A 20,959-nucleotide genomic window follows, 5' to 3' on the forward strand; every position below is an offset into this window, starting at 1 on the left:
CGAGGTGAGCGCCGTCACCATCGAGGACCGGGCCTTCGCCGCCTTCATCGGCTTCGCCGTCGGCGACGCGCTCGGCGCCACCGTGGAATTCATGACGCCGGCCGAGATCGTCAGCCAGTACGGCGTCCACGACGCCATCGTCGGCGGCGGCTGGCTGCGCCTTGCGCCGGGGCAGGTCACCGACGACACGGCGATGTCGCTGGCGCTGGGGCGCTCGCTGCTGCGCCATCGCGGCCTCGACGTGCGCGACGTCTGCGAGGAGTTCGCCGCCTGGCTCAGGACGCGGCCGGTCGATGTCGGCTCGACCTGCCGCCGCGGCATCCGCCGCTACATCGCCAACGGTACGGTTTCGGGCGAGTTCTTCGAAGGCGACGCCGGCAACGGCGCGGCGATGCGGGTGCTGCCGCTGGCGCTGGCGACGCTCGGCCGGCCGGACGAGGCGGCGGCATGGACCCTCGCGCAGGGCCGCATCACCCATCATCACCCGTTGTCCGATGCCGCCTCGCTCGCCCTGGTGAGGATGGTGCACAGCCTGGTGGCGGGCGCCGGCAAGGACGCTGCGCGGCGTATCGCCGAGACCCTCGTCGCCGGGCACCGCGATTTCGCCTATGCGCCGTATCGCGGCCGGTCCTCGGCCTTCATCGTCGACACGATGCAGACCGTGCTGCATTTCTTCTTCGCCACTGAGAACTTCGCCGACTGCGTGGTGAAGACCGTCAACCAGGGCGGCGATGCCGACACCACCGGAGCAATCGCAGCCATGCTGGCCGGCGCGACCTACGGTACGGCGGCGATCCCGTCGCGCTGGCTGCGCAAGCTCGACGGCAGGGTGGCGGCGGAAATCCGCGCCCAGGTCCCGGGCCTGCTGGCGATCGGGATGCGTCAGAACGGATAGATCCAATTCGAGCCGATGGTCCGAGCCGATGGTCCGATGAGACGACGATCGTTTCATTGATCGAGGCACGACAGGCGTCGTCGACGCACTCCCCGCACGACGCGATCTGGCGGACTTGCGCACGAACGACTTATGCGAACGTCCGCGGTCCGGAAATTTAATTCTTTGATCGAACCATAACCAATCCGTCGCATGACCGTAATTGGGACGACCTAGCTTCGCCGTCTCCCCCCAAACTATGGCGAGGCTAACGACACAATGACCACAACCGACCGTCGCGACTTCCTTCGCGCGCTGACCGGCATCACAGTCTCTGCGGCACTTCCGCAAAGCATCGGCCGGGCACTGGCACTGCCTGCAAACCAGCGCACAGGCACGATCCGGGACGTCGAACACATCGTCATCCTTACGCAGGAGAACCGTGGGTTCGATCACTACTTCGGCAGCCTGCGTGGCGTCCGGGGGTTCGACGATCCTCACCCTGCGATGCTGTCGTCAGGCAAATCGGTATGGCATCAGCCCAACGGCAATTCCGAAGTGCTGCCGTTCCGCCCCACCGCTCCGAACCTCGGTGCCCAATACATGGTCGGCACTTCGCATGGCTGGGCGGACGGTCACAAGGCGTGGAATGGCGGCAAATACGATCAGTGGATTGCGAGCAAGGGCACCACGACGATGGCGTATCTGATTCGCGACGATGTCCCGTTTCACTACGCTCTGGCGGATGCCTTCACAATCTGCGACGCCTACCATTGTTCGGTGATGGGCCCGACCGATCCGAACCGGTACTATCTGTGGAGCGGCTGGGTCGGAAACGACGGTCAAGGAGGCGGGCCGGTCATCAGCAATGCCGAGCTCGGCTACGACTGGCCGACCTTTCCGGAACGTCTGGAAAAGGCCGGCGTGTCCTGGAAAATCTATCAGGACGTCGGAACCGGGTTGGACGCCAAGGGCTCCTGGGGTTGGACGGACAATCCCTATATCGGCAACTACGGCGACAATTCGCTGCTCTATTTTCATCAGTATCAGAACGCGCAGCCGGGCAGCCCGCTGTACGACAGGGCCAGGACGGGCACCAACGTTTCCGCCGGCGGAACGCTGTTCGACCAGCTTCGCTGGGATGTCGCCGGCAACTCCTTGCCGCAGGTGTCGTGGATCGCCGCTCCCGAGACCTATTCGGAGCATTCGAACTGGCCGACCAATTTCGGCGCCTGGTACATCTCGCAGGTGCTCGATGCGCTCACTTCCAACCCGGAGGTCTGGAGCAAGACCGTTCTGCTCGTCAATTATGACGAGAACGACGGCTTCTTCGATCACGTTATTCCGCCCTACCCTCCGCAGGATCCGGCCCACGGCAAATCGACGGTTGACGCCGGCAGCGACATCTTCACGGGCAGCGCGGCCTATCCCCTCTCGACATATCCCGCCGGGCCCTACGGCCTGGGCACCCGCGTGCCGTTGCTGGTGGTCTCGCCCTGGAGCAAGGGCGGCTATGTCTGTTCGCAGGTGTTCGACCATACCTCGGTGATCCAGTTCATCGAAAAGCGCTTTGCTCCGCAGCACCCCGAACTGATCGAGACGCAGATCCCCGCCTGGCGCCGAGCGGTCTGCGGGGATCTGACATCCGCCTTCAATTTCAAGCGGCCGGATGCCGCCCCCGCTGCCCTGCCGAGCACCTCCGGTTACGCGCCGCTGGCTGCCGACATCGCGTCTGCAAAGCGATATCCGAACTACACGCCGGATGTGCCAGCGGTTCAGACCCTGCCGAAGCAGGAGCCCGGACTGCGCCCCGCACGCCCGTTGCCGTACGAGTTGGACGCCAATGGCAGCGCCGAGCCGTCAAAAGGAGCGTTCAACATCGAGTTCCGCAACACCGGCAAGGCCGGCGCCTGCTTCCATGTGCGCTCCGGCAACTCGTCGGCCGGTCCGTGGAGCTACACCGTCGAGCCCGGCAGGTCGCTGTCCGACAGCTGGAACGTCGCGACCAGCGTCAACGGCGAGTACGATCTTTCCGTCTATGGGCCGAACGGCTTTTTCCGCACGTTCAAGGGTGGCGTTGTTGCGGCCGCCCGCGCCAATCTCGACGTCATGTGTGATTACCACGGCGGCGACGGCGACGATCACGACGAGCACGAGGACGGCGACGACGAAGCCCGCCTGAAACTGACCATCACCAATCACGGAGCGGGCGCTTGCACCGTGAAGATCGTGAACTCCTACACCAGTGAAACGATCACTCATTGGCTGAATCGCGGTCAGTCGTTCCGGAAGAACCTGGCGACGAGCCACGGCTGGTACGATCTGCTGGTTCATGTCGACACCGACCAGGGCTTCGAGCGGCGTCTGGCCGGCCATGTCGAGACCGGAAAGGTCAGCACCAGCGATCCGCGCATCGGGATTGCCTGAGCGTTCCTGAACTCAACCGGCTGCTGAGACTTCAACAGCGCAGACTCCAGAGGCGGGACGGGTGGATGTCGCCCATGGCGACGCTCCTCCGTCCCGCCGCATGTTCTTGCGCGATGACCTCCACCGCGCCGGTCGTCGGCGCCGGCGATGGACTGATCCAGGCCAAAACTGATCCGAACAAAAAAGGGGCCCCGAGTGGGGGCCCCATGTGGTCCAAGAGTATAGTCCGGGAGTTCGGACGGTCCGTCCGTGGTCTCGGCAAAGCTCAGTATCTGGCGAGGACCGGACCGCCCCAGCGATAGTTGATGCGCGCGGTGACGAGATCGATGCCCGACTTGATGTGATCGGTGCTGACCAGCGCGCCGGCGGGCGTGAAGAAGTCGACGTCGTGGCCGCCTATGAAGATATGATCGTATTCGACGCCGACCGACCAGTTCGGCGCGAAGGCATATTCGAGGCCGACGCCGACGGTACCGCCCCAACGCGTATCCTTGCCGCTGTCGTTCAGCGCTCCGGTCGCAGCGACGACAGTCTTGTACTTGTTGCCGGTCACCGCGGCACCGCCCTTCACATAAAGCAGCGCGGCGTCGAAGGCATAGCCGATCTGGCCGGTGAACAGCCCGAAGGCCTCGACCTTGGAATGGTCGTTGAGGGCAGGAAAGAGGATATTGGCGTTGCTGCCGGAGATATCAGCCCAGTTGCCCTGACCTTCCAGGCCGAACACCCAAGTCCCGAACTGCCAGCGATAGCCGATCTGGCCACCGACGGTGCCGCCGCTGCCGGTATGGCTGCCTTCGTCAAAGCCGGCGATATCCCAGCTCGACCGGTTCCAGCCACCGCCGCCGTTGATGCCGAGATAGAAGCCGCTCCAATTATAGAGCGGGGAGACGATCGGCGGCGGCGCCTTGGTATAGGGCCGGGCCGCAAGATCCGCCGCCGAGGCAGGCAGCGCCCCAGCCACCAGCACGCCAACAATCGCCAAAAGTGTCTTCTTCATGGGAAGCCCCCTCAATTGTGCCGTTCGATCCAGCGAATCCGATCACGCGACCGGGTTCTGATGAGGTGAATATAAACACATTCCCGACCTTTGGATGTCGCCGAACTGCAACAGTGACGCACATCTTAGGTTGTATTTTTGCCTATCACTATACCGCAGAGGATCGGGCTACCGCTGCACTAGTGTGGTGTCTCGCAATTGCCTACCGCCTTTGCGGCAAGCCTCTCGTAGGCAAGGCCACCCCTCCCGGCCATGCCTCGAACGCGCAAGAGATATGAAACGAGTTCCACGCCGCCCGGCCGATCTTGATCGCGACGCCGGCCAATTCAGCCGGCGTCGCGATCAATGCGAGAGCGAGGTGCCGAGGGCGCTGAAGCACGCACGCATCTGCTGCAGTTGCGAGAAAGGAAAGCGAAAAGCCCGCGCGAGCGTCAAGGCGCCACAGGGGCGAGACGCCCGGCAGGGATCGCGCGCCGAACGCAAAATGAAAAGCCGCAGGCAATCCGCCTTGTGCGGCGCAGAGCAAGTTCAGCCCGCGACCACTGCCTTGCAGGCCTTGATGCAGTCGGCGCAGGAGTCGGCGCAGGCCCGGCACTCGGCATGATGGTCCTGGTGCTTGCGGCACTCGGCCTCGCAGTCGCCGCAAACATCGATGCAGAACTTCGCCAGATCCTTGAGACGCGCAGCATCCTGCGCGGCGAAGCGCGCCAGCGCTGTGCAGATCGGCAGCATGGCCGAAACCGTACGGACGCAATTCTTCAGTGAGGTGTCCCCGGCGCCGAGCAGCGCGTAGCAGTGGTTGAGACACACTTCGCCCTTGTTGACGCAGGCCAGCGCAGCGTCGACGAGCCCGCGGCGCGGCGCGGGAGCCGCCTGCGGCGCGCTGCCGTGATGGTCGTGGTTGCTGTCGCCCGCCGCGGCCTCCGTGCCCACCATCGCGCCGGCCAGCGCCGCAGCCGCCCCCGCCAGCAGGCCGACGACTTGCCGCCGCGACGCATCTTCAGAAGAATATTCCATGCCCTTCCCCCAGCGAAAGAAAAACGCGCCGCAACAACACGGCGCGACAGTTGAAACCTAGGCGAAGCGTCGCATTGACTCAAGTCGCGCGCTCAGATGCGCCGGCTCGCCGCCTACGCCCTGCCCGACGGCGCGCCCGTCCTCGAAGCCGTCATCGTTCCGAACGACTCGCTCGGCGAGCGGCGTTTTTTCATCTTCGCGACCGCCTTGCTCGTCGCGGCTGCGGCTTTTGATCTTGTCCTGCTCGCCAGCGGCTGTTGGGTCGTCGCGCTGTTCGTCGCCGGCGACGCCATACATCCTGCTGCTCGGTGCCAACGTGCTGTGCCGGCGCAACCTGCGACGCAGCGAGTGCGTCATGATCGTCGGCGGCACCGTCTTGGTCGCGCGCTTTGCGGGGCGGCGTCTCGTCGGCGAACTGCATCTGTCGGTGTTCGGGCTCGCCCTCGAACGCGAGGACGACCCCGACTGGGGCTGCCAGCTGAAGCGGCGCGCAAAAGGCGAAGGGCCGCGATTGCGGCCCTTCCGGAATCTCTCGTCAGCTCGGGATTACGCCCTCGGATATGGCCGGTGCAACTCCATCTCCGGATTGAGGCGCACGCCGAAGCCCGGCCTGTCCAGCGCCGAGGCCTTCATGCGGCCATTGACCGGTATCGGTTCGTCGAGCAGCAGTGGCGTGAAGGCCGGCAGCACCTTGTCGGCGTGCGGCGCCGTCATGATGATTTCGGTGAACGGGCTGTTATGGCGCGTGATCACGAAATGATAGCTGTAGACGGACGAGCCGTGCGGCACCACCAGCGCGCCATGGGCATCGGCGAGCGCCGAGATCTTGATCAGCTCGGTGATGCCGCCGCACCAGTTGACGTCCGGCTGGATGATGTCGCAGCAGCCCATTTCGAGCAGCATGCGGAAGCCCCAGCGGGTCGCTTCGTGTTCGCCGGTCGTGACCAGCATGCCCTTCGGCACGTTGCGCTTGAGCTCGGCGTAGCCCCAGTAGTCGTCCGGCGGCAGGCACTCCTCGATCCATTTCAAGCCGACTTCGTTCGCCTTGTGCGCGAGCCTTGTGGCGTAGTTGACGTCGAGGCTCATCCAGCAGTCGTACATCAGCCAGAAGTCGTCGCCGACCTTGCTGCGCATGTCTTCCAGCTTGGCGATGTTCTTCTTCAGCCCCTCGTCGCCCTCCGCCGGACCGTGCAGCAGCGGCAGCTTGCCGCCGATGAAGCCGAGTTGTTTGGCGAGGTCCGGCCGCGTGCCGGTGGCGTAGAACATCAGTTCGTCGCGCACCGGACCGCCGAGCAGCGCGTGCACCGGTTCCTGCCGCACCTTGCCGAGCAGATCCCACAGCGCCAGATCGACCACCGAGATGGCGTTCAGCACGACGCCCTTGCGGCCGTAGTACAGCGTCGCATTGAACATCTGGTCCCAGATCTTTTCGATCTCGGTGATCTTGCGGCCAATCAGGAAGCGAGACAGATGGCGCTCGACGATGAAGGCGCCGATCTCCCCTGCCGTGGTCAGGGCGAAGCCGACCGTGCCGTCGGAAGCCTCGATCTCGACCAGCAACGTCCCCAGCACGTTGATGCCGAAGGACTGGCGGCTCTGGCGGTACTCTGGATAGCGGGCCATCGGCGTCGCGATGTGGTCGTCGATCCAGTGATAGCCGCTCTGGTCGTGATAATCGGCGCCGCCGCCGCGCGTGGTGAAGGCGCGGACGTCACGGATGGTCGGAACGCTCATGATCAACTCCTGATCGATTGTCTTCTTTTGTGGGGTCGCGCATCAGCGCGACTTGCGGTCGAGGGCGACGCTGCCGGCGAGGCCGAGCAGGCCGAGGCCGAGGATCAGCACCGCACCGATCAGCGTCGTGCCGGCGAGCATGTAGAGACCCGCGGCCTTGGAGGCGAAGGCCGCCTCGGCCCAGGTCTTCAGATTGGGCGCGACGAAGCCGCCGAGCGCGCCGAGCGAATTGATCAGCGCGATGCCGCCGGCCGCGGCGGCGCCGCCGAGATAGCTGGTCGGAAAGGTCCAGAAGAGGGGCTGGACGGCGATGAAGCCGGCGGCGGCGACGCACAGCGCGACCAGCGACAGCACCGGCGAAGCGCTCGCCACCGAGGTCGCAATGCCGATGCCGGCGATCGCCAGCGTCGCCGCGCCGATCAGCCGCCGCTCGCCGGTCAGGTCCGACAGCCGCGGAACGAACCAGGCGCAGGCGAGCGCGCAAACCCACGGAATGGCGGCGACGAAGCCGACGGCGAGGCCGACGTTGCGGCCCATCAGGCCGGCGACCTGGGTCGGCAGATAGAACACCACGCCATAGACGCTCATCTGGATCAGGAAGTAGATCAGCGACAGGTAGAGCACGCGGCCATTGCCGAGCGCCGCCAGGGCGCCGGCGGGGCCATGGGCGTGCTTGTGGCTTTCCTCGGCCGCGATCGCCGCGGTCAGCTCGCGCTTCTCGCTGTCCGACAGCCAGCGCGCATCGGTGGGGCGGTCGTCGAGATAGAAATAGGCCCAGACGCCGACGATCGATGCCAACAGGCCCTCGACCACGAACATCCACTGCCAGCCCTTGAGGCCGGCGACGCCGTTGAATTCGAGCAGCAGGCCGGACAGCGGGCTGCCGAAGATGAAGGCCAGCGGCGCGCCGAAATAGAACAATCCCATGGCGCGGCCGCGCGCCTGCGACGGAAACCAGTAGGTGAGATAGAGGATCACGCCGGGGAAGAAGCCCGCCTCGGCGATGCCGAGCAGGACGCGCAGCACGTAGAACACCGTCTCGTCGTGCACGAACATCATCGCCGCCGAGACGATGCCCCAGGTCACCATGATGCGCGCCATCCACAGCTTGGCGCCGACGCGATGCATGACGAGGTTCGAGGGGATCTCGAACACCGCGTAGCCGATGAAGAAGATCGAGGCGCCGAGCGCATAGGCGGCGTTGCTGACGCCGGTGTCGGCCTGGAACGCCCCCTTGGCGAAGCCGACATTGGCCCGGTCGAGGAAGGCCAGCACATACATCAGGAGAAGGAACGGCAGCAGCCGCGCCGTCACCTTGGCGATGAGCGCGGCATTCGCGGCGCGCGCTGGCGCCGCCGCGCCGGTCGAGACGATCGAAGTCATGAATTCCTCCTTGATAGATACGTTTCCTCACGCGCCGCCTTCGACGCGCGAGGCGCGTCGGCGGTCTTGGTGTTGTCGTGCGGGCGTTGCCCGCAGCTGTTTCAGTAGGTGGCGCGACCGCCGGAGAGGTCGAACGTCGCGCCGGTCGAGAAGGCGCAGTCGTCCGACGACAGCCAGGCGATCAGCGCCGCCGCCTCCTCGACCTGGAGGAAGCGGTTCATCGGAATCCGCGACAGCATGTAGTCGATGTGCTCCTGCTTCATCTGATCGAAGATTTCGGTCTTGGCGGCCGCCGGGGTCACGCAGTTGACGAGGATGTTCGAGGTCGCCAGCTCTTTCGCCAGCGACTTGGTCAGCCCGATCAGCCCCGCCTTCGACGACGAATAGTGCGAGGCGTTGGGATTGCCTTCCTTGCCGGCGATCGAGGCGATGTTGACGATGCGGCCCCAGCCGGTCTTGAGCATTTCCGGCACCACGGCGCGGCAGGTGAGATAGGGCGCGATCAGGTTGACCTCGACCACCCGCCGCCACACCGCCGGCTCGAGCTGCCACAACGGGCCGTTGCCGCCGGTGATGCCGGCGTTGTTGACGAGGATGTCGAGCTTGCCGTGGGCGGCGACGGTGGCGCGCGTCGCCTCGCCCACCGCCGCCTCGTCGACGAGGTCGAGGGCGTGAACGGAGACGGCGCCGTGCTCCGCGAGGCGCGCCCTCGCCTCGTTCAGCCGCTCGCCGTCGACGTCCCACAGCGCCACCCTGGCGCCGGAGGCGAGCATGCGCTGGGCGGCGGCATAGCCGATGCCGCGGGCGCCGCCGGTGATGACGGCGACGCGGCCGTTGAGATCGATCTGGTTCATGGTCAGCTCACTTGCGGGCGGGAATGGTGGTCTGGCGCTGTTCGCCGAGACCGTCGATGGCAAGGCGCATCACCTGGCCGGCCCTGAGATAGACCGGCGGCTTCTGGCCGAGGCCGACGCCGGGGGGCGTGCCGGTGGAGATGATGTCGCCGGGCTGAAGGCTCATGAAGCGGCTGATGTAGGCGACGAGGTGCGCGACGCCGAAGATCATCGTGCTGGTCGAGCCCATCTGATAGCGGCGGCCGTCGACATCGAGCCACATCGCAAGCTTCTGCGGATCGGCGATCTCGTCGGTGGTCACCAGCCAGGGGCCGATCGGGCCGAAGGTGTCGCAGCCTTTGCCCTTGTCCCAGGTGCCGCCGCGCTCGAGCTGGAAGGCGCGCTCGGAGACGTCGTTGACGACGCAGTAGCCGGCGACATGAGACAGCGCGTCCTGATCGCTGACGTATTTCGCCGGCCTGCCGATGACGACGCCGAGTTCGACTTCCCAGTCGGTCTTCTCGGCGCCCAGCGGGATCTCGACGTCGTCGTTCGGGCCGCAGATCGCACTGGTGGCCTTCATGAACAGCACGGGCTCGGTCGGGATCGCCATGCCGGATTCGGCGGCGTGGTCGGAGTAGTTGAGGCCGACGCAGACGAACTTGCCGACAGAGCCGACGCAGGCCCCCAGCCGCGGCCCGCCGTCGACACGCGGCAGCGAGGCGGGGTCGATCGCCCGCAGCTTCGCCAGATTTTCCGGGAGCAGCGTCTCGCCGGCGATGTCCGCCACGACGCCGGACAGGTCGCGCAAGGCGCCGCCGGCATCGATCAGGCCGGGCTTCTCGCGGCCGGCTTCGCCATAGCGCAGCAATTTCATCGTGTGTCCTCCCTTACGTCTTCGCGTGGCGGACGCGCGTCTCGTCGTCGCGAGACCGGCGGCGCCGCAGTCTTGGAACCTGACTAGAAGAAACGGCAATTACCGGATAATGAAAGATGGTGCTCAGCCAATTCCAAAAGGTGATCGCCTTGAAACCGCTGCCGCCGACCGCGCTGCTCGCCCGGATGCGCTTCACCCATCTGCGGCTGCTCGACGTGCTGGGGCGGACCGGCAACATGCACCGCGCCGCCGAGGAGATGCATGTCACCCAGCCGGCGGCGACCAAGATCCTGCACCAGCTCGAGGACATCCTCGGCGTCGCGCTGTTCGCGCGCACCTCGCGCGGCATGGCGCCGACCGAGATCGGCCTCGCCGTGGTCGGCTATGCACGGCGAACCTTGAGCGACGGCGAGCGCTTCGCCGTCGGCCTCGACAATCTCAAGCGCGGCGGCTACGGCGCGCTGTCGGTCGGCGCCATCATGGCGACGGCGTCGGACCTCCTGCCGAGGGCGATCGCCGAGCTCAAGCGCCGGCGGCCGCTGATGACCATCCACCTGCTCGCGGCGACCAGCGACATGCTGATGACGGCGCTGGAGCGGCGCGAGCTGGAGCTGGTGATCGGCCGGCCCACCGATGGGCGTCATGCCGCCGAATTCGCCTTCGAGCCGCTGTCGAGGGAGGAGCTCTGGCTGTTCGCCGCCGACACCCATCCGTTCGCCGGGCGGCGCAGGCGCCTCGCCATCGGCGACCTCGCCGGCGCGGCCTGGGTGCGCCAGCCGCCGCCGAGCCCGATGCGAAATCTCCTCGATGCCATGTTCGTCAAGGCCGGCATCGGCATCCCCGACAATGTCGTCGAGACCACCTCGGTGTTCGCGACGCTTCAACTGGTGCGCCACGCCGGCATGATCGCGGTGCTGCCGAAATCCATCGTCGCCGAGGAAGTGCGACGCGGCGGCCTGACCCGCCTGCCGCTGGAGATGGCGGCCGAGCTCGACAGCTACGGCATCGTCACGCCCGTTGGCGGCAGCCTCAGCGATAACGCCAAGGAGTTCGTGGGGATCGTCAGGGGGCTGGTGAGGGCGCGGGGGTGAGGTGGAGTCGCGAGCTATCGCATGAGCGTTGCGGCAGCGCGGGCAAGCGCCTCGATTTCGTCCCATGCGCCGGCGAGGACGGCGCGGCGCGGCGCAATCCAGGAGCCGCCGACAGCGACGACATTGGGCTCTGCGAGCCACGCGCGCGCATCCCGTTCGCTGATGCCTCCCGTCGGACAGAAGCGCACCTGCGGAAATGGCCCGGCCAGCGCACGAATTGCAGAAATCCCCCCGGCAGGAACTGCGGGGAAAAATTTCACGATCCCGAAGCCGCGCGTGACGCACGCCATCAGCTCGGACGCCGTCTGCACGCCGGGGATGAAGGGGAGTTCGAGCGCGCGCGCCGCGTCGAGCAATTCGGACGTGGCGCCGGGACTGAGCGCAAAGGCCGCTCCCGCGTCGATCGATCGCTCGAGGTCTTGCGGCGTCAACACGGTGCCGATGCCGACGATCGCCTCGGGGACCTCGGCGCGGATCGCTCTGGCGGCGTCGAGGCCGGCGGCCGTTCGCAAGGTGATCTCGATCGCGCGAAGGCCGCCGCGGGACAATGCGCGGGCCAGCGGAACGGCATGCGCCGCATCTTCGATCGTCACGACCGGCACGACCGGAGCGAGCGCGAACAGGGATTGAAGGCTGGCGCAGCGGCGTGCCGCCTGGTCGGCGTCGGGGATCATGGGCAGGGGACCTTCCTTTGCAGCTCGGTCGGCATCGCCTCGCGCGGGATGATCGCGCCGGGATGGCTGATCACCACGCCGGCCAGCCGATGTCCGGCGCGCGCCGCCTCTGGGGGAGCGGCACCGGCAATTCGCGCGGCGAGATACGCGGCGTTGAACGAATCGCCGGCTGCCGTTGTGTCGACCGGGTCAATGCGCCGGTCCGGCGCAACCTCCGTCCGGTCGGTCCCGGCGAACACGATGCAGCCGCGCGCGCCCTGTTTGACGACGATCTCCTGCACGCCGGCGCGATGCAGGCGCGCCGCGCAGGCATCCGCGTCGGCATCGCCGAACAAGGCCTGTTCGTCTTCCAGCGTCGGCAGGGCGAGATCGACATAGGGCAGAATTTGCCCGAAGGCCCGACGCGCGCTGTCCGCATCCGGCCAGCCGCGCGGGCGGAAGTTGCCGTCGAAGGCGATGCGCCCGCCCCGGCGGCGCGTCGCCGCGAGCAGTTCGGCGAGCCGTGCGCGGCCGTTGTCGCCATAGAGCGACAGGCTGATGCCCGAGAAACAGAGCCAGTCGAATTTCGACAGGCGCTCCAGCGTCGCCTCGTCCGCACGATCGAAGAACTCCCGCGCCGGCGCGCGATCGCGCCAATAGAGGAAGCTGCGTTCGCCGCGAGCGTCGCGCTCGATCATGTAAAGGCCGGGCATGCGGCCGGAAAGGCACATGACCTCGTCCGTCCGAACGCCTTCGGCTCGCCATGCGGCGATCATGGAATCGCTCAACGGATCGTTGCCGAGCGCGGTGACATAGGAGACGTCGACGCCGAGCCGCGCCATGTAGAGCGCGGTATTGAGCGTATCGCCGCCGAAGGCGCGCGCGAACCGGCCGCCCCCGACCTCGGCGAGTTCGACCATGCATTCACCGATCAAGGCGAGTCTCATCCGGCCCCTCTCCGACCACACGCGCCGGCCGTTACATCGTCGCGCCGATCTGCCAGGGCACGAACTCGTTCCGGCCAAAGCCAAGCCGCTCGGACTTCGACCGCTCTCCGGACGCGACGCGCAGGATGGCCTCGAAGATCTCACGCCCTTTCTGCTCGATCGTGACGCCGTCGAGAATGTCGCCGCAATCGATATCCATGTCTTCCTCCATGCGGCGGTAGAGATCGGAATTGGTGGCGAGCTTGATCGAGGGCGTCGGCTTGCAGCCGTACACCGAGCCGCGGCCGGTCGTGAAACAGAGAACATTGGCGCCGCCGGCGACCTGCCCGGTGGCGGCGACCGGGTCGTAGCCCGGCGTATCCATATAGACGAGGCCGCTGCGGTCGATCCGTTCGGCATAGCGGTACACGCCGCGCAGCGTCGCTGAGCCTGCCTTGGCGACCGCGCCGAGGGACTTCTCGAGAATGGTGGTCAGGCCGCCCGCCTTGTTGCCGGGGGACGGATTGTTGTTGAGCTCCGCGCCCGCGCGCGCCGCATAGGCTTTCCACCACGCGATGATGTCGACGATCTTCTGCCCGACGTCGCGACTCTCGGCACGGCGGGTCAGGAGATGCTCGGCGCCGAAGATCTCGGGTGTCTCCGAGAGGATCGCCGTGCCGCCTTGCCGCACCAGCATGTCGACGGCGGCGCCCAGAGCCGGGTTCGCGGTCAGCCCCGAATAGCCGTCCGAGCCGCCACATTGCAGCGCCAGCTTCAGCTCCGAAGCCGGCACCGCCGTGCGCCGGCAGCTGTCGGCGGCGGGCAGCATGTCACGCAGCTTGGCGACGCCGGCCGCGACCGAACGGCGGGTGCCGCCGCTCTCCTGAATCGTGAGGCTCTGGAACTGCGCGCCTTCGGCGATGCCATAGCTCTGCTTGAACCGCGCGATCTGGAGAACCTCGCAGCCGAGACCGACGACGAGGACCGCAGCGAGGTTCGGATGGCTGGCGTAGCCCCAGAGCGTGCGCGTCAGCAGATCGAAACCCTCGCCCGCGCCGGCCATGCCGCAGCCGGTGCCGTGGTGAAGGGGAATGACGCCGTCGATATTCGGATAGTCGGCCAGCACGCCGGACCGCGCGATCTCATCGGCGATGAAATCGACGATGGTCGCCGAACAGTTCACCGAGCTCAGGATGCCGACATAATTGCGGGTGCCGGCCCGGCCGCCGGGGCGGCGGAATCCCTCGAAGAACGCCGGCGCCTCGTCCGGGCGCAGCGTCTGATCCGGCTGTGCGTCGGTTGCGAAGGCGTAGTCGCGCTCGAACTCCTGGAGGACGACGTTATGCTCGTGCACCCAGGCGCCGGCGGGAATGTCCCGCCCGGCAAAGCCGATGACCTGACCGAATTTGCGGATCGGCTGGCCCTGCGCGATGCCGGCCGCGGCGAGCTTGTGGCCCTTCGGAATCCGCTCCAGCGCATTGACGCCGGCGGCGGCGGCTCCCGGCTGGACGGCGTCGACCGCGACGACGACGTTGTCGTCCTGGTGAAGACGCAAGACGCGTGGCGCTGCCATCGGTGTCAGACCTCCAGGATCGCTTTGATGACGCCCGCCTCGGGGCGCAGCCAGTCGCGGAAGAGCTCCGGACCCGCGCTCAGCGGCCCGCGATGGGTCCGCATCGCCGTCGTCGGCACGCGCCCTGCCTGCATCTGGCGCACCACCTCGGCGAAGTCGTCGGGCTGCGCATTGCGGCTCGCGAACAGGGTGGTCTCGCGCTTGTGGAACTCGGGGTCGGAAAAGGTGATCTCGGTCGGCACCACGCTGACCAGCACGTAGCGCCCGCCGTGCCCGACGAAGCCGAAGCCGCGCTGCATGGCGGCCTGATTGCCGGTGCAGTCGATCACCACGTCGAAGAAATCGCCCGCCGTCGCGGCCGCGGCCTTGCGCTCGGCATCCGCATCCGCCCACAGCAGGGCGTCGGCGCCCAGCCGGTCCTGGGTGAAGGCCAGGCGATCCTCACGCAGGTCCATGACCGTGACATGCGCGCCGCGCGCCTTGGCAAATACGATGGCGGACATCCCGATCGGGCCGGAGCCGACGACGAGGACGCGGTCGGCCGGGGAGATGCCGCCGCGCTTCACGCCATGGGCGCCGATGGCCAGGAACTCGATCATCGCCGCATCGTCGAGCGAGGTATCGCCGACCGGAATGACATAGCTCGCCGGAACGCAGAGCAGCTCCGCCATGCCGCCGTCCATATGGACGCCGAGCACGCGGATGTTCTGGCATGCGTTGGTGATGCCCTTGCGGCATGCGACGCAGCGCCCGCAGGACAGGTAGGGGACGATATAGACGTTCTGCCCAGGCTGCAGGCCGCTGCCGGCCGGCGCGGATTCGACGGTGCCGGAGAGCTCGTGACCCATCACCCGCGGATATTGCAGGAAGGGATGCTTGCCCTGGAAGATATGGAAGTCGGTGCCGCAGATGCCGATGCGGCGGATGCGGACGAGCACCTCGCCCTCGGCCGGTTGCGGCGGCGGGCGATCGACGACGCGCAGCTGGCCCGGTTCGTCGCAAAGCAGGACTTGCATCGGTTGGGGTCTTTCCTTGATGGTTGTGGGCGTGGCGCTCCGGCCCGCCGTAAGCGCGGCGGACCAAAGCTCGCTCTGGCTGCGACTTAGGGTCAGGTCTCAGGTCAGCATGTCCGCCGGCAGATCCGCGCCGTGGTACTTCTTGTAGATCGCGTTGAGCTTGCCGTTCTTCAGGTTTTCATGCACCCAGTCGTTGAGCGCCGCCTTGAGCTTGTCGTCGCCCTTCCGGATGCCGATCGCATAGGGGAAGGTGCGCATCACGATCTTGGTCTCGAAAGGCACGGGCGGCTTTCGCCCGTTCGCGGTGTTGACGATCTGCGGCGACGTCGCCACGAGGTCGACCTGGCCGGAGATCATCGCGGTGGTCAGTGTCGCATCGTCGTCGAAGCGCATGATCTGCGCGCCCTGGGCCCGGGCGGTGACCTCCTTGTCGTTGGTGCTGCCGCGGGTGGTGCCGATGCGCTTGCCGGCGAGGGCGGCGTAGTCCGCGACGGCCTGCCCCTTCGGTCCGGCGACGACGGCCTGGATCACGCCGTAGGGGTCGGAGAAGTCGATGACCTTGAGCCGTTCCTCGTTGACGCTGAAGCTGGCGATGACCATGTCGGCCTTGCCGGTCAGCAGGAAGGGCACGCGGTTCGGACTGGTCACCTGCACGATATCCATCGGCATTCCCCAGCTGTCGGCCAGCAGCTGAGCCGTCTCGACATCCGAGCCGGTGGGACGCATCTCGCCGTCGGTCATGCCGAAGGGCGGTGAGCCGAGGTCGAGCGCGATCATCAGCTTCTTGCGGCCGCGGATCGTGTCCAGCGTATCGGCCAGGGCGGGCGCCGCCAGCGCGGCGACCGCCATGGCGGACACGCCGCCGGCGAGAAAAGTTCTGCGTTTCATTTGGGGCGTCCTCCTCTTCAAGTTATTTCAGAAGTCGTGGCCGATGAACTCGCGCAGCTCGGGCGTGCGCGGTGACTCGAGCTCGCAACCGGGCAGGGTTTCCCAGATCCGGCCCTGCCGCATGTAGATGACGGTGTCCGCGACCTTGCGGGCGAAACTCATCTCGTGCGTGACCAGGATCATGGTCATGCCGCCGCGCGCGAGATCCTCCATCACCTTGAGGACCTCGCCGGTCAGCTGCGGGTCGAGCGCCGAGGTCACCTCGTCGAACAGCATGACCTGCGGCTGCATCGCCAGGCTGCGTGCGATGGCGACACGCTGCTGCTGCCCGCCGGAGAGCTGCTCGGGGTAGTGGTCGGCCTTTTCCGCCAGCCCGACCCGCGCGAGCACGTCCAAGGCGAGCTCCCGCGCCTCACGGCGGCCGATCCGCTTCACGCAGGTCGGCGCCAGCATGATGTTCTGCGCCGCTGTCAAATGCGGGAAGAGGTTGTAGCTCTGGAAGACAATGCCGATCGCCTGGCGCAGCGCCTGCTTGTCCAGCTTGCCGCTGTGGATCTGGAATCCGCAGACCTCGATGCTGCCCTGCTGGATGGTCTCGAGCGCGTCGATGCAGCGCAGTGCGGTCGACTTGCCCGAGCCGGACTGCCCGATCAAGGCCACGACCTCGCCACGCCGCACCTCGAAGGAGATGCCGTCGAGCACCTTGTGGGAGCCGAAGCTCTTGTGGACGTTGCTGAGCTTAACGACGGCCGACATTGAGCCTCCTCTCGAGCCGGCGGCTCCAGGCCGACAGCGGATAGCAGATGACGAAGTAGAGCGCGGCCACGGTGGCGAAGACGGTGAAGGGCTGGAACGTCGAGTTGTTGATCAGCTTGCCGGCCTGAGCCAGCTCGACGAAGCCGACGACGGACGCGAGCGAGGTGTTCTTCACGATCTGCACGAGGAAGCCGACCGTCGGCGCCGTCGCGATCCGCATGGCCTGCGGCAGGATCACCCGCGTCAGCCGGTCCCAGCGCGACAACGCCAGGCACTCGGCGGCTTCCCATTGGGTCTTCGGCACGGATTCGATGCAGCCGCGCCAGATCTCGCCGAGGAAGCCGGACGAATAGATCATCAGTCCGGCGCCCGCCGCGATCAGGGCGGGAAGCTGGTCGAAGCCCGCGATCGCCAGACCGAAATAGATCATGAAGAGCAGGATCAGCAGCGGCGTGCCCTGCACGACCTTGATGTAGGCCGAGGCGAGGCCGCGCAGCAGCGCATTGTCCGAGATCCGCGCCAGCGCGACGGCGAAGCCGAGGAGCCCGCCGCCGAGGAAGGCGATGGCCGACAGCGCGATGGTCCAGCCGGCGGCGACGACCAGGAACCAGAGATGGTTGGATCCGAAGGTGGGCATGGCGGACCCTTACAGCGGCGTGCCGAGCTTGCGGCGGCGGGTGAAGACCAGCATGCCGAAGCCCCAGAAGGCCCAGCGCACGACGAACGACAGCGCGAGATAGATCAGGCCGACGACGATGTAGGTCTCGAAGCTTCGAAAGGTGTCGGACTGGATCCGGTTGGCCACCGCCGTGAGCTCCTCCGCCGAGATCTGCGAGGTGATGGAGGAGGCCAGCATCAACAGCACGTATTGGCTGACGAGCGCGGGATAGACGCGCTCGATCGCCGGGCGCAGCACCACGTGCCAATAGATCTGGCGGCGGGAAAGGCCGAGGCACTCGGCCGCCTCGATCTGCGCCTTGTGGACGCTCTCGATGCCGGCGCGCATGATCTCGCAGGTATAGGCGACCACGTTGACGACCAGGGCGGCTGCCGCCGCCAGATTGGCGTCGACCCGCAGGCCGAGCACGGCGATGCCGAAATAGACCAGGAAGATCTGCACCAGCAGCGGCGTGTTGCGGATCGCCTCGACGTAGCCGCCGACGAGCCGCTTCAGCCAGGGCGGCCCGTCCGCGCGCGCGATGGCGCAGAGCGCGCCGCCGGCGAAGCCGAGCACGGTGGCGATGGCGGACAGCTGCAGGGTGAGCAGCACGCCGCCGGCGAAGTCCCGCCAGTAGGGCAGCAGCGCCGAGAAATCGAACTGATAGGTCACGGCCGCCCTCCGGCCGCGTGTCGCGCCACGATGGCCGCGAGCGCCGGCGCCGCGACCGGCGCGCCGCCCTCACCCACCCAGCTCAGGAAGCCAGCGATCCGCCGCTCGACCTTGGCCGCATGGTTCTGCGCGATGTCGGCGAGGCGATGGGCCAGGAACGGGTTGAGGAAGCGCTCGAGCGTCGTCGCCACATAGGCCTCCGCCTCGACGCGCAGCCCGCGGGCGGCAAAGCCGGGCACGACCTCGTCGCGATAGACCTGCTCCAGAGGGGCGCGGATCGCCGGCTGTGCCAGCATCTCGCGAACCGTCTCCGTCGGCGGCCGCGCCTCCTGGAGCCAGAGGTCGGCGAGCACGGTGTGGCCGAGATTGAGAATGTGAAGCTTCAATCGCTCGAACGGCTCGAGGTCGTCGGCGAGGATGATGCAGGGATGCTCGCACGGCGGCGTCAGGCCGGGACGCCGTTCGATCACCCAGAGCGCATAAGGTTCGGCGACCGCGCCGATCGGCTCCAGCGCCTCGGACACGATGCGGTCGACCAGCGTGTTGGCCCACAGCACGCCGTCGCGCAGCCAGTCGAGGAAGCCTTGCGCGGCATCGGCGCGCTTGGCGAGCTCGAGCACTGCAGCCTGCAGGGCGCGGCCGTTCCGGTGCAGCAGTTCGCAGGGCAGGATGGTCAGGGGACGGCCGCCGGCCTGCCAGCGATGATGAAGCAGCGCGGTCAGCTTGCCGGGGAAGGATGCCGGCGCCGCGCCGGCCAGCAGGCCGGGACCGAGATCCGCGGCGGCGATGTCGTAGCCGACGTCGCCGGTGTTCGAGACGACGGCGTCGGCCGGCCCGGCGAACAGCGCGCGCAGCTCCGCCCAATCGGCCGCCGCGGAGAGGCCTTGATCGACGCTGGTGACCGTCACCCGCCGCTCGACCGGCGCGCCATGCTCGACGCCGCGGATGATCACGGGATAGCCGCCCGGGGCGCCGAAAGCGGCGACACGGCCGGCGCGCGCCGCCGAAGCGGAGGTCTGCACGACGGTGATCGGTCCGACCGCCTGGCCGGCGGCTCGGGCCTCGTGAACGAACAGGTCGACATGCGCCTGCAGGAAGCGGCTGGTGCCGAACTGGATGATGCGGCCGCTCATGCCGCCCCATCCGTCTGCGAACGGGCTAAATTGCGCATCGACCCACCTTGATGACCGTCCCTGAGGCCCCTTTGTATTTTATGCACAAAAAACTACCGCTCATGGGCTGTCAAGCGGTTCTTTGTGCATAAATAGACAGGGGATTGCGGCGTGGGTCGCCGTCCCGCAAGGTCGGAACCTTAAGGAAGGCACCACCGGCATGAAGGCGAATACGGTCTACAAGCGCGCCTATAATGATTGTTTGGCGCTGCTGGCGGCGCGGCCGCTGGGCGAATGGCCCGCTTCCGAGGCCGAGCTGTCCGAGCGGCTGCAGGTCAGCCGCACCACGGTGCGCGCCGTTCTGGCGACGCTGATCGAGCGGACCATCGTCAAGAAGGACGGACCGCGGCGCCTGCTGTGCCGCCACCCCGGCGAGGACGATTATTTCCCGGACACGCAGACCGAGACGGTCGCCCGGCTGGTCGAGCGCAAGTTCATGCAATGGGTGCTGCGCGGCGATTGCCGCCCTGGACAGACCGTCAACACCTCAGAGCTGGCCCGGCAGTTCGGCGCCTCCACCACGGCGGTCCGGGAATTCCTCACCCGCTTCAGCCGGTTCGGGCTGATCAAGCGGCGCGAGAACAGCGGCTGGATCTTCGCCGGCGTGACGGCGGAATTCGCCAGCGAGATCTACGAGGTCCGCGAGATCTTCGAGCTGCGCTCGGCCCGCAGCTTCATCGAGCTGCCCGACCATGCCCCCGCCTGGGCGCAGCTCGACGCGCTCGAGCGCGAGCACCACCGGCTGCTGCGCGAGCTCGACGAGCGCTACAGCGATTTCTCCGGCCTGGACGAACGCCTGCACCGGCTCATTCACGACGCCCTGTCCAACCGCTTCATCCGCGAGTTCGACGACGTCATTTCCTTCATCTTTCACTACCACTACCAGTGGGACAAGAGCGACGAGAAGGAGCGCAACCGCGTCGCGCTCAGCGAGCACCTCAAATACATCGCCGCGCTCCGTTCGCGCGATCCGCAGCTCGTGGAGAGCGCGTGTCGCGCGCATCTGCACACCGCCCGCGCCACGCTGCTGCGCTCGATCGACCTGGCGCCGCATCGGGAGATGCAGGCTCCCGGCGCGGCGAACGGCGCGATGGCTTGAGCGAGGCCGGCATGATCGCGGTGCTACCGAAATCCATCGTCGCCAAGGAAGTCCGCCGCGGCGGCCTGACCCGCCTGCCGCTGGAGATGGCGGCAGAGGTCGACAGCAGTGGCTTCGTCACCGCGCTCGGCAGCCAGCTCAGCGACACCGCGGGTCCGTCTTGGCCTCGATCAACAGGGGCGTGAACTTCTCGACCTGCGCGTCGGCCGGCGGCTCGCCGAGTTCACGGGTCAGGATGTCCCGCGCCCGGATGTCCAGCGCCTCTTCGTCGTCCGGATCGTCCGGCTCCGCTGCGAGAGCGGAGATCATGTGG

At 67.1% G+C, this 20,959-nt stretch carries 21 protein-coding genes; 4 read left to right on the plus strand and 17 right to left on the minus strand.

Features of this window, described 5'->3' with window-relative positions; translation table 11 throughout:
- Window positions 1-4 precede the first annotated feature (4 nt).
- Together draG and DB459_RS08000 are read left to right on the plus strand one after the other, a co-directional pair.
- Window positions 5-895, plus strand: a complete 891-nt coding sequence (gene draG / locus DB459_RS07995; protein WP_253712348.1) for an ADP-ribosyl-[dinitrogen reductase] hydrolase — start codon at window positions 5-7, stop codon at window positions 893-895.
- A gap of 258 nt (window positions 896-1,153) precedes the next feature.
- Entirely contained in the window at window positions 1,154-3,301 is a 2,148-nt protein-coding gene (locus tag DB459_RS08000; RefSeq protein WP_253712349.1) for a phosphocholine-specific phospholipase C, read from the plus strand.
- Between the two features lie 265 nt (window positions 3,302-3,566).
- On the opposite strand, the gene DB459_RS08005 is transcribed toward DB459_RS08000, so the two are convergent.
- The 7 genes from DB459_RS08005 to DB459_RS08035 all read right to left on the minus strand — a co-directional run bounded on the left by DB459_RS08005 (window position 3,567) and on the right by DB459_RS08035 (window position 10,142).
- On the minus strand, window positions 3,567-4,298 hold the full coding sequence (locus DB459_RS08005; RefSeq protein WP_253712350.1) for an outer membrane protein: 732 nt from the start codon (window positions 4,296-4,298) through the stop codon (window positions 3,567-3,569).
- Window positions 4,299-4,826: 528 nt separating this feature from the next.
- On the minus strand, window positions 4,827-5,315 hold the full coding sequence (locus tag DB459_RS08010; protein ID WP_253712351.1) for a four-helix bundle copper-binding protein: 489 nt from the start codon (window positions 5,313-5,315) through the stop codon (window positions 4,827-4,829).
- A gap of 57 nt (window positions 5,316-5,372) precedes the next feature.
- Window positions 5,373-5,612, minus strand: a complete 240-nt coding sequence (locus tag DB459_RS08015; protein WP_253712352.1) for a hypothetical protein — start codon at window positions 5,610-5,612, stop codon at window positions 5,373-5,375.
- A gap of 249 nt (window positions 5,613-5,861) precedes the next feature.
- A complete protein-coding gene (rhmD, locus tag DB459_RS08020) occupies window positions 5,862-7,049 on the minus strand; it encodes an L-rhamnonate dehydratase (RefSeq protein WP_253712353.1) in 1,188 nt (395 codons plus the stop codon).
- A gap of 42 nt (window positions 7,050-7,091) precedes the next feature.
- Window positions 7,092-8,432 (minus strand): MFS transporter, encoded by a 1,341-nt coding sequence (locus tag DB459_RS08025; RefSeq protein WP_253712354.1) that lies wholly within the window; start codon window positions 8,430-8,432, stop codon window positions 7,092-7,094.
- 101 nt (window positions 8,433-8,533) lie between these two features.
- Complete coding sequence (locus DB459_RS08030; protein WP_253712355.1) at window positions 8,534-9,286, minus strand: SDR family NAD(P)-dependent oxidoreductase; 753 nt, start codon at window positions 9,284-9,286, stop codon at window positions 8,534-8,536.
- Window positions 9,287-9,293: 7 nt separating this feature from the next.
- Window positions 9,294-10,142 carry a fumarylacetoacetate hydrolase family protein gene (locus DB459_RS08035; protein ID WP_253712356.1) on the minus strand — a complete coding sequence of 283 codons (849 nt, stop codon included), beginning with the start codon at window positions 10,140-10,142 and terminating at the stop codon, window positions 9,294-9,296.
- 116 nt (window positions 10,143-10,258) lie between these two features.
- Here DB459_RS08035 and DB459_RS08040 point away from each other — a divergent pair, with 116 nt between their 5' ends.
- Complete coding sequence (locus DB459_RS08040; protein WP_253712357.1) at window positions 10,259-11,233, plus strand: LysR family transcriptional regulator; 975 nt, start codon at window positions 10,259-10,261, stop codon at window positions 11,231-11,233.
- Window positions 11,234-11,247: 14 nt separating this feature from the next.
- On the opposite strand, the gene eda is transcribed toward DB459_RS08040, so the two are convergent.
- The 9 genes from eda to DB459_RS08085 all read right to left on the minus strand — a co-directional run bounded on the left by eda (window position 11,248) and on the right by DB459_RS08085 (window position 19,508).
- Window positions 11,248-11,907, minus strand: a complete 660-nt coding sequence (gene eda, locus DB459_RS08045) for a bifunctional 4-hydroxy-2-oxoglutarate aldolase/2-dehydro-3-deoxy-phosphogluconate aldolase (protein WP_253712358.1) — start codon at window positions 11,905-11,907, stop codon at window positions 11,248-11,250.
- Window positions 11,904-12,833, minus strand: a complete 930-nt coding sequence (locus DB459_RS08050; protein ID WP_253712359.1) for a sugar kinase — start codon at window positions 12,831-12,833, stop codon at window positions 11,904-11,906. Before DB459_RS08050 ends, eda begins: the two co-directional genes overlap by 4 nt.
- A gap of 31 nt (window positions 12,834-12,864) precedes the next feature.
- Window positions 12,865-14,385, minus strand: coding sequence for a UxaA family hydrolase (locus tag DB459_RS08055; RefSeq protein ID WP_253712360.1), 1,521 nt, complete (start codon window positions 14,383-14,385; stop codon window positions 12,865-12,867).
- A 5-nt stretch (window positions 14,386-14,390) separates the two neighbouring features.
- Window positions 14,391-15,401 (minus strand): zinc-binding alcohol dehydrogenase family protein, encoded by a 1,011-nt coding sequence (locus DB459_RS08060; protein ID WP_253712361.1) that lies wholly within the window; start codon window positions 15,399-15,401, stop codon window positions 14,391-14,393.
- 99 nt (window positions 15,402-15,500) lie between these two features.
- On the minus strand, window positions 15,501-16,289 hold the full coding sequence (locus DB459_RS08065; RefSeq protein WP_253712362.1) for a transporter substrate-binding domain-containing protein: 789 nt from the start codon (window positions 16,287-16,289) through the stop codon (window positions 15,501-15,503).
- 27 nt (window positions 16,290-16,316) lie between these two features.
- The gene (locus tag DB459_RS08070) at window positions 16,317-17,045 is read right to left on the minus strand and encodes an amino acid ABC transporter ATP-binding protein (protein WP_253712363.1); all 729 of its coding nucleotides are present in this window, start codon (window positions 17,043-17,045) and stop codon (window positions 16,317-16,319) included.
- On the minus strand, window positions 17,029-17,682 hold the full coding sequence (locus tag DB459_RS08075; RefSeq protein WP_253712364.1) for an amino acid ABC transporter permease: 654 nt from the start codon (window positions 17,680-17,682) through the stop codon (window positions 17,029-17,031). Before DB459_RS08075 ends, DB459_RS08070 begins: the two co-directional genes overlap by 17 nt.
- Window positions 17,683-17,691: 9 nt before the next feature.
- Complete coding sequence (locus DB459_RS08080) at window positions 17,692-18,375, minus strand: amino acid ABC transporter permease (protein ID WP_253712365.1); 684 nt, start codon at window positions 18,373-18,375, stop codon at window positions 17,692-17,694.
- On the minus strand, window positions 18,372-19,508 hold the full coding sequence (locus DB459_RS08085) for a mannitol dehydrogenase family protein (RefSeq protein ID WP_253712366.1): 1,137 nt from the start codon (window positions 19,506-19,508) through the stop codon (window positions 18,372-18,374). Before DB459_RS08085 ends, DB459_RS08080 begins: the two co-directional genes overlap by 4 nt.
- 199 nt (window positions 19,509-19,707) lie before the next feature.
- On the opposite strand from DB459_RS08085, the gene DB459_RS08090 reads away from it, so the two are divergent.
- Window positions 19,708-20,646: a GntR family transcriptional regulator gene (locus tag DB459_RS08090; RefSeq protein ID WP_253712367.1), complete on the plus strand. Its 939-nt coding sequence runs from the start codon at window positions 19,708-19,710 to the stop codon at window positions 20,644-20,646.
- Between the two features lie 138 nt (window positions 20,647-20,784).
- On the opposite strand, the gene DB459_RS08095 is transcribed toward DB459_RS08090, so the two are convergent.
- The gene (locus tag DB459_RS08095; protein WP_253712368.1) at window positions 20,785-20,955 is read right to left on the minus strand and encodes a hypothetical protein; all 171 of its coding nucleotides are present in this window, start codon (window positions 20,953-20,955) and stop codon (window positions 20,785-20,787) included.
- Window positions 20,956-20,959 lie beyond the last annotated feature (4 nt).

Origin of the sequence: Bradyrhizobium sp. WD16, assembly GCF_024181725.1 — a bacterium.
Lineage (GTDB): Bacteria > Pseudomonadota > Alphaproteobacteria > Rhizobiales > Xanthobacteraceae > Bradyrhizobium_A.

Coding starts and splice junctions, on each gene's coding strand:
- DB459_RS08000 (WP_253712349.1), top strand. CDS start 1,154: ATGACCACAACCGACCGTCGCGACTTCCTTCGCGCGCTGACCGGCATC.
- DB459_RS08005 (WP_253712350.1), bottom strand. CDS start 4,298: ATGAAGAAGACACTTTTGGCGATTGTTGGCGTGCTGGTGGCTGGGGCG.
- DB459_RS08010 (WP_253712351.1), bottom strand. CDS start 5,315: ATGGAATATTCTTCTGAAGATGCGTCGCGGCGGCAAGTCGTCGGCCTG.
- DB459_RS08015 (WP_253712352.1), bottom strand. CDS start 5,612: ATGTATGGCGTCGCCGGCGACGAACAGCGCGACGACCCAACAGCCGCT.
- rhmD (WP_253712353.1), bottom strand. CDS start 7,049: ATGAGCGTTCCGACCATCCGTGACGTCCGCGCCTTCACCACGCGCGGC.
- DB459_RS08025 (WP_253712354.1), bottom strand. CDS start 8,432: ATGACTTCGATCGTCTCGACCGGCGCGGCGGCGCCAGCGCGCGCCGCG.
- DB459_RS08030 (WP_253712355.1), bottom strand. CDS start 9,286: ATGAACCAGATCGATCTCAACGGCCGCGTCGCCGTCATCACCGGCGGC.
- DB459_RS08035 (WP_253712356.1), bottom strand. CDS start 10,142: ATGAAATTGCTGCGCTATGGCGAAGCCGGCCGCGAGAAGCCCGGCCTG.
- DB459_RS08040 (WP_253712357.1), top strand. CDS start 10,259: ATGGTGCTCAGCCAATTCCAAAAGGTGATCGCCTTGAAACCGCTGCCG.
- eda (WP_253712358.1), bottom strand. CDS start 11,907: ATGATCCCCGACGCCGACCAGGCGGCACGCCGCTGCGCCAGCCTTCAA.
- DB459_RS08050 (WP_253712359.1), bottom strand. CDS start 12,833: ATGAGACTCGCCTTGATCGGTGAATGCATGGTCGAACTCGCCGAGGTC.
- DB459_RS08055 (WP_253712360.1), bottom strand. CDS start 14,385: ATGGCAGCGCCACGCGTCTTGCGTCTTCACCAGGACGACAACGTCGTC.
- DB459_RS08060 (WP_253712361.1), bottom strand. CDS start 15,401: ATGCAAGTCCTGCTTTGCGACGAACCGGGCCAGCTGCGCGTCGTCGAT.
- DB459_RS08065 (WP_253712362.1), bottom strand. CDS start 16,289: ATGAAACGCAGAACTTTTCTCGCCGGCGGCGTGTCCGCCATGGCGGTC.
- DB459_RS08070 (WP_253712363.1), bottom strand. CDS start 17,045: ATGTCGGCCGTCGTTAAGCTCAGCAACGTCCACAAGAGCTTCGGCTCC.
- DB459_RS08075 (WP_253712364.1), bottom strand. CDS start 17,682: ATGCCCACCTTCGGATCCAACCATCTCTGGTTCCTGGTCGTCGCCGCC.
- DB459_RS08085 (WP_253712366.1), bottom strand. CDS start 19,508: ATGAGCGGCCGCATCATCCAGTTCGGCACCAGCCGCTTCCTGCAGGCG.
- DB459_RS08090 (WP_253712367.1), top strand. CDS start 19,708: ATGAAGGCGAATACGGTCTACAAGCGCGCCTATAATGATTGTTTGGCG.
- DB459_RS08095 (WP_253712368.1), bottom strand. CDS start 20,955: ATGATCTCCGCTCTCGCAGCGGAGCCGGACGATCCGGACGACGAAGAG.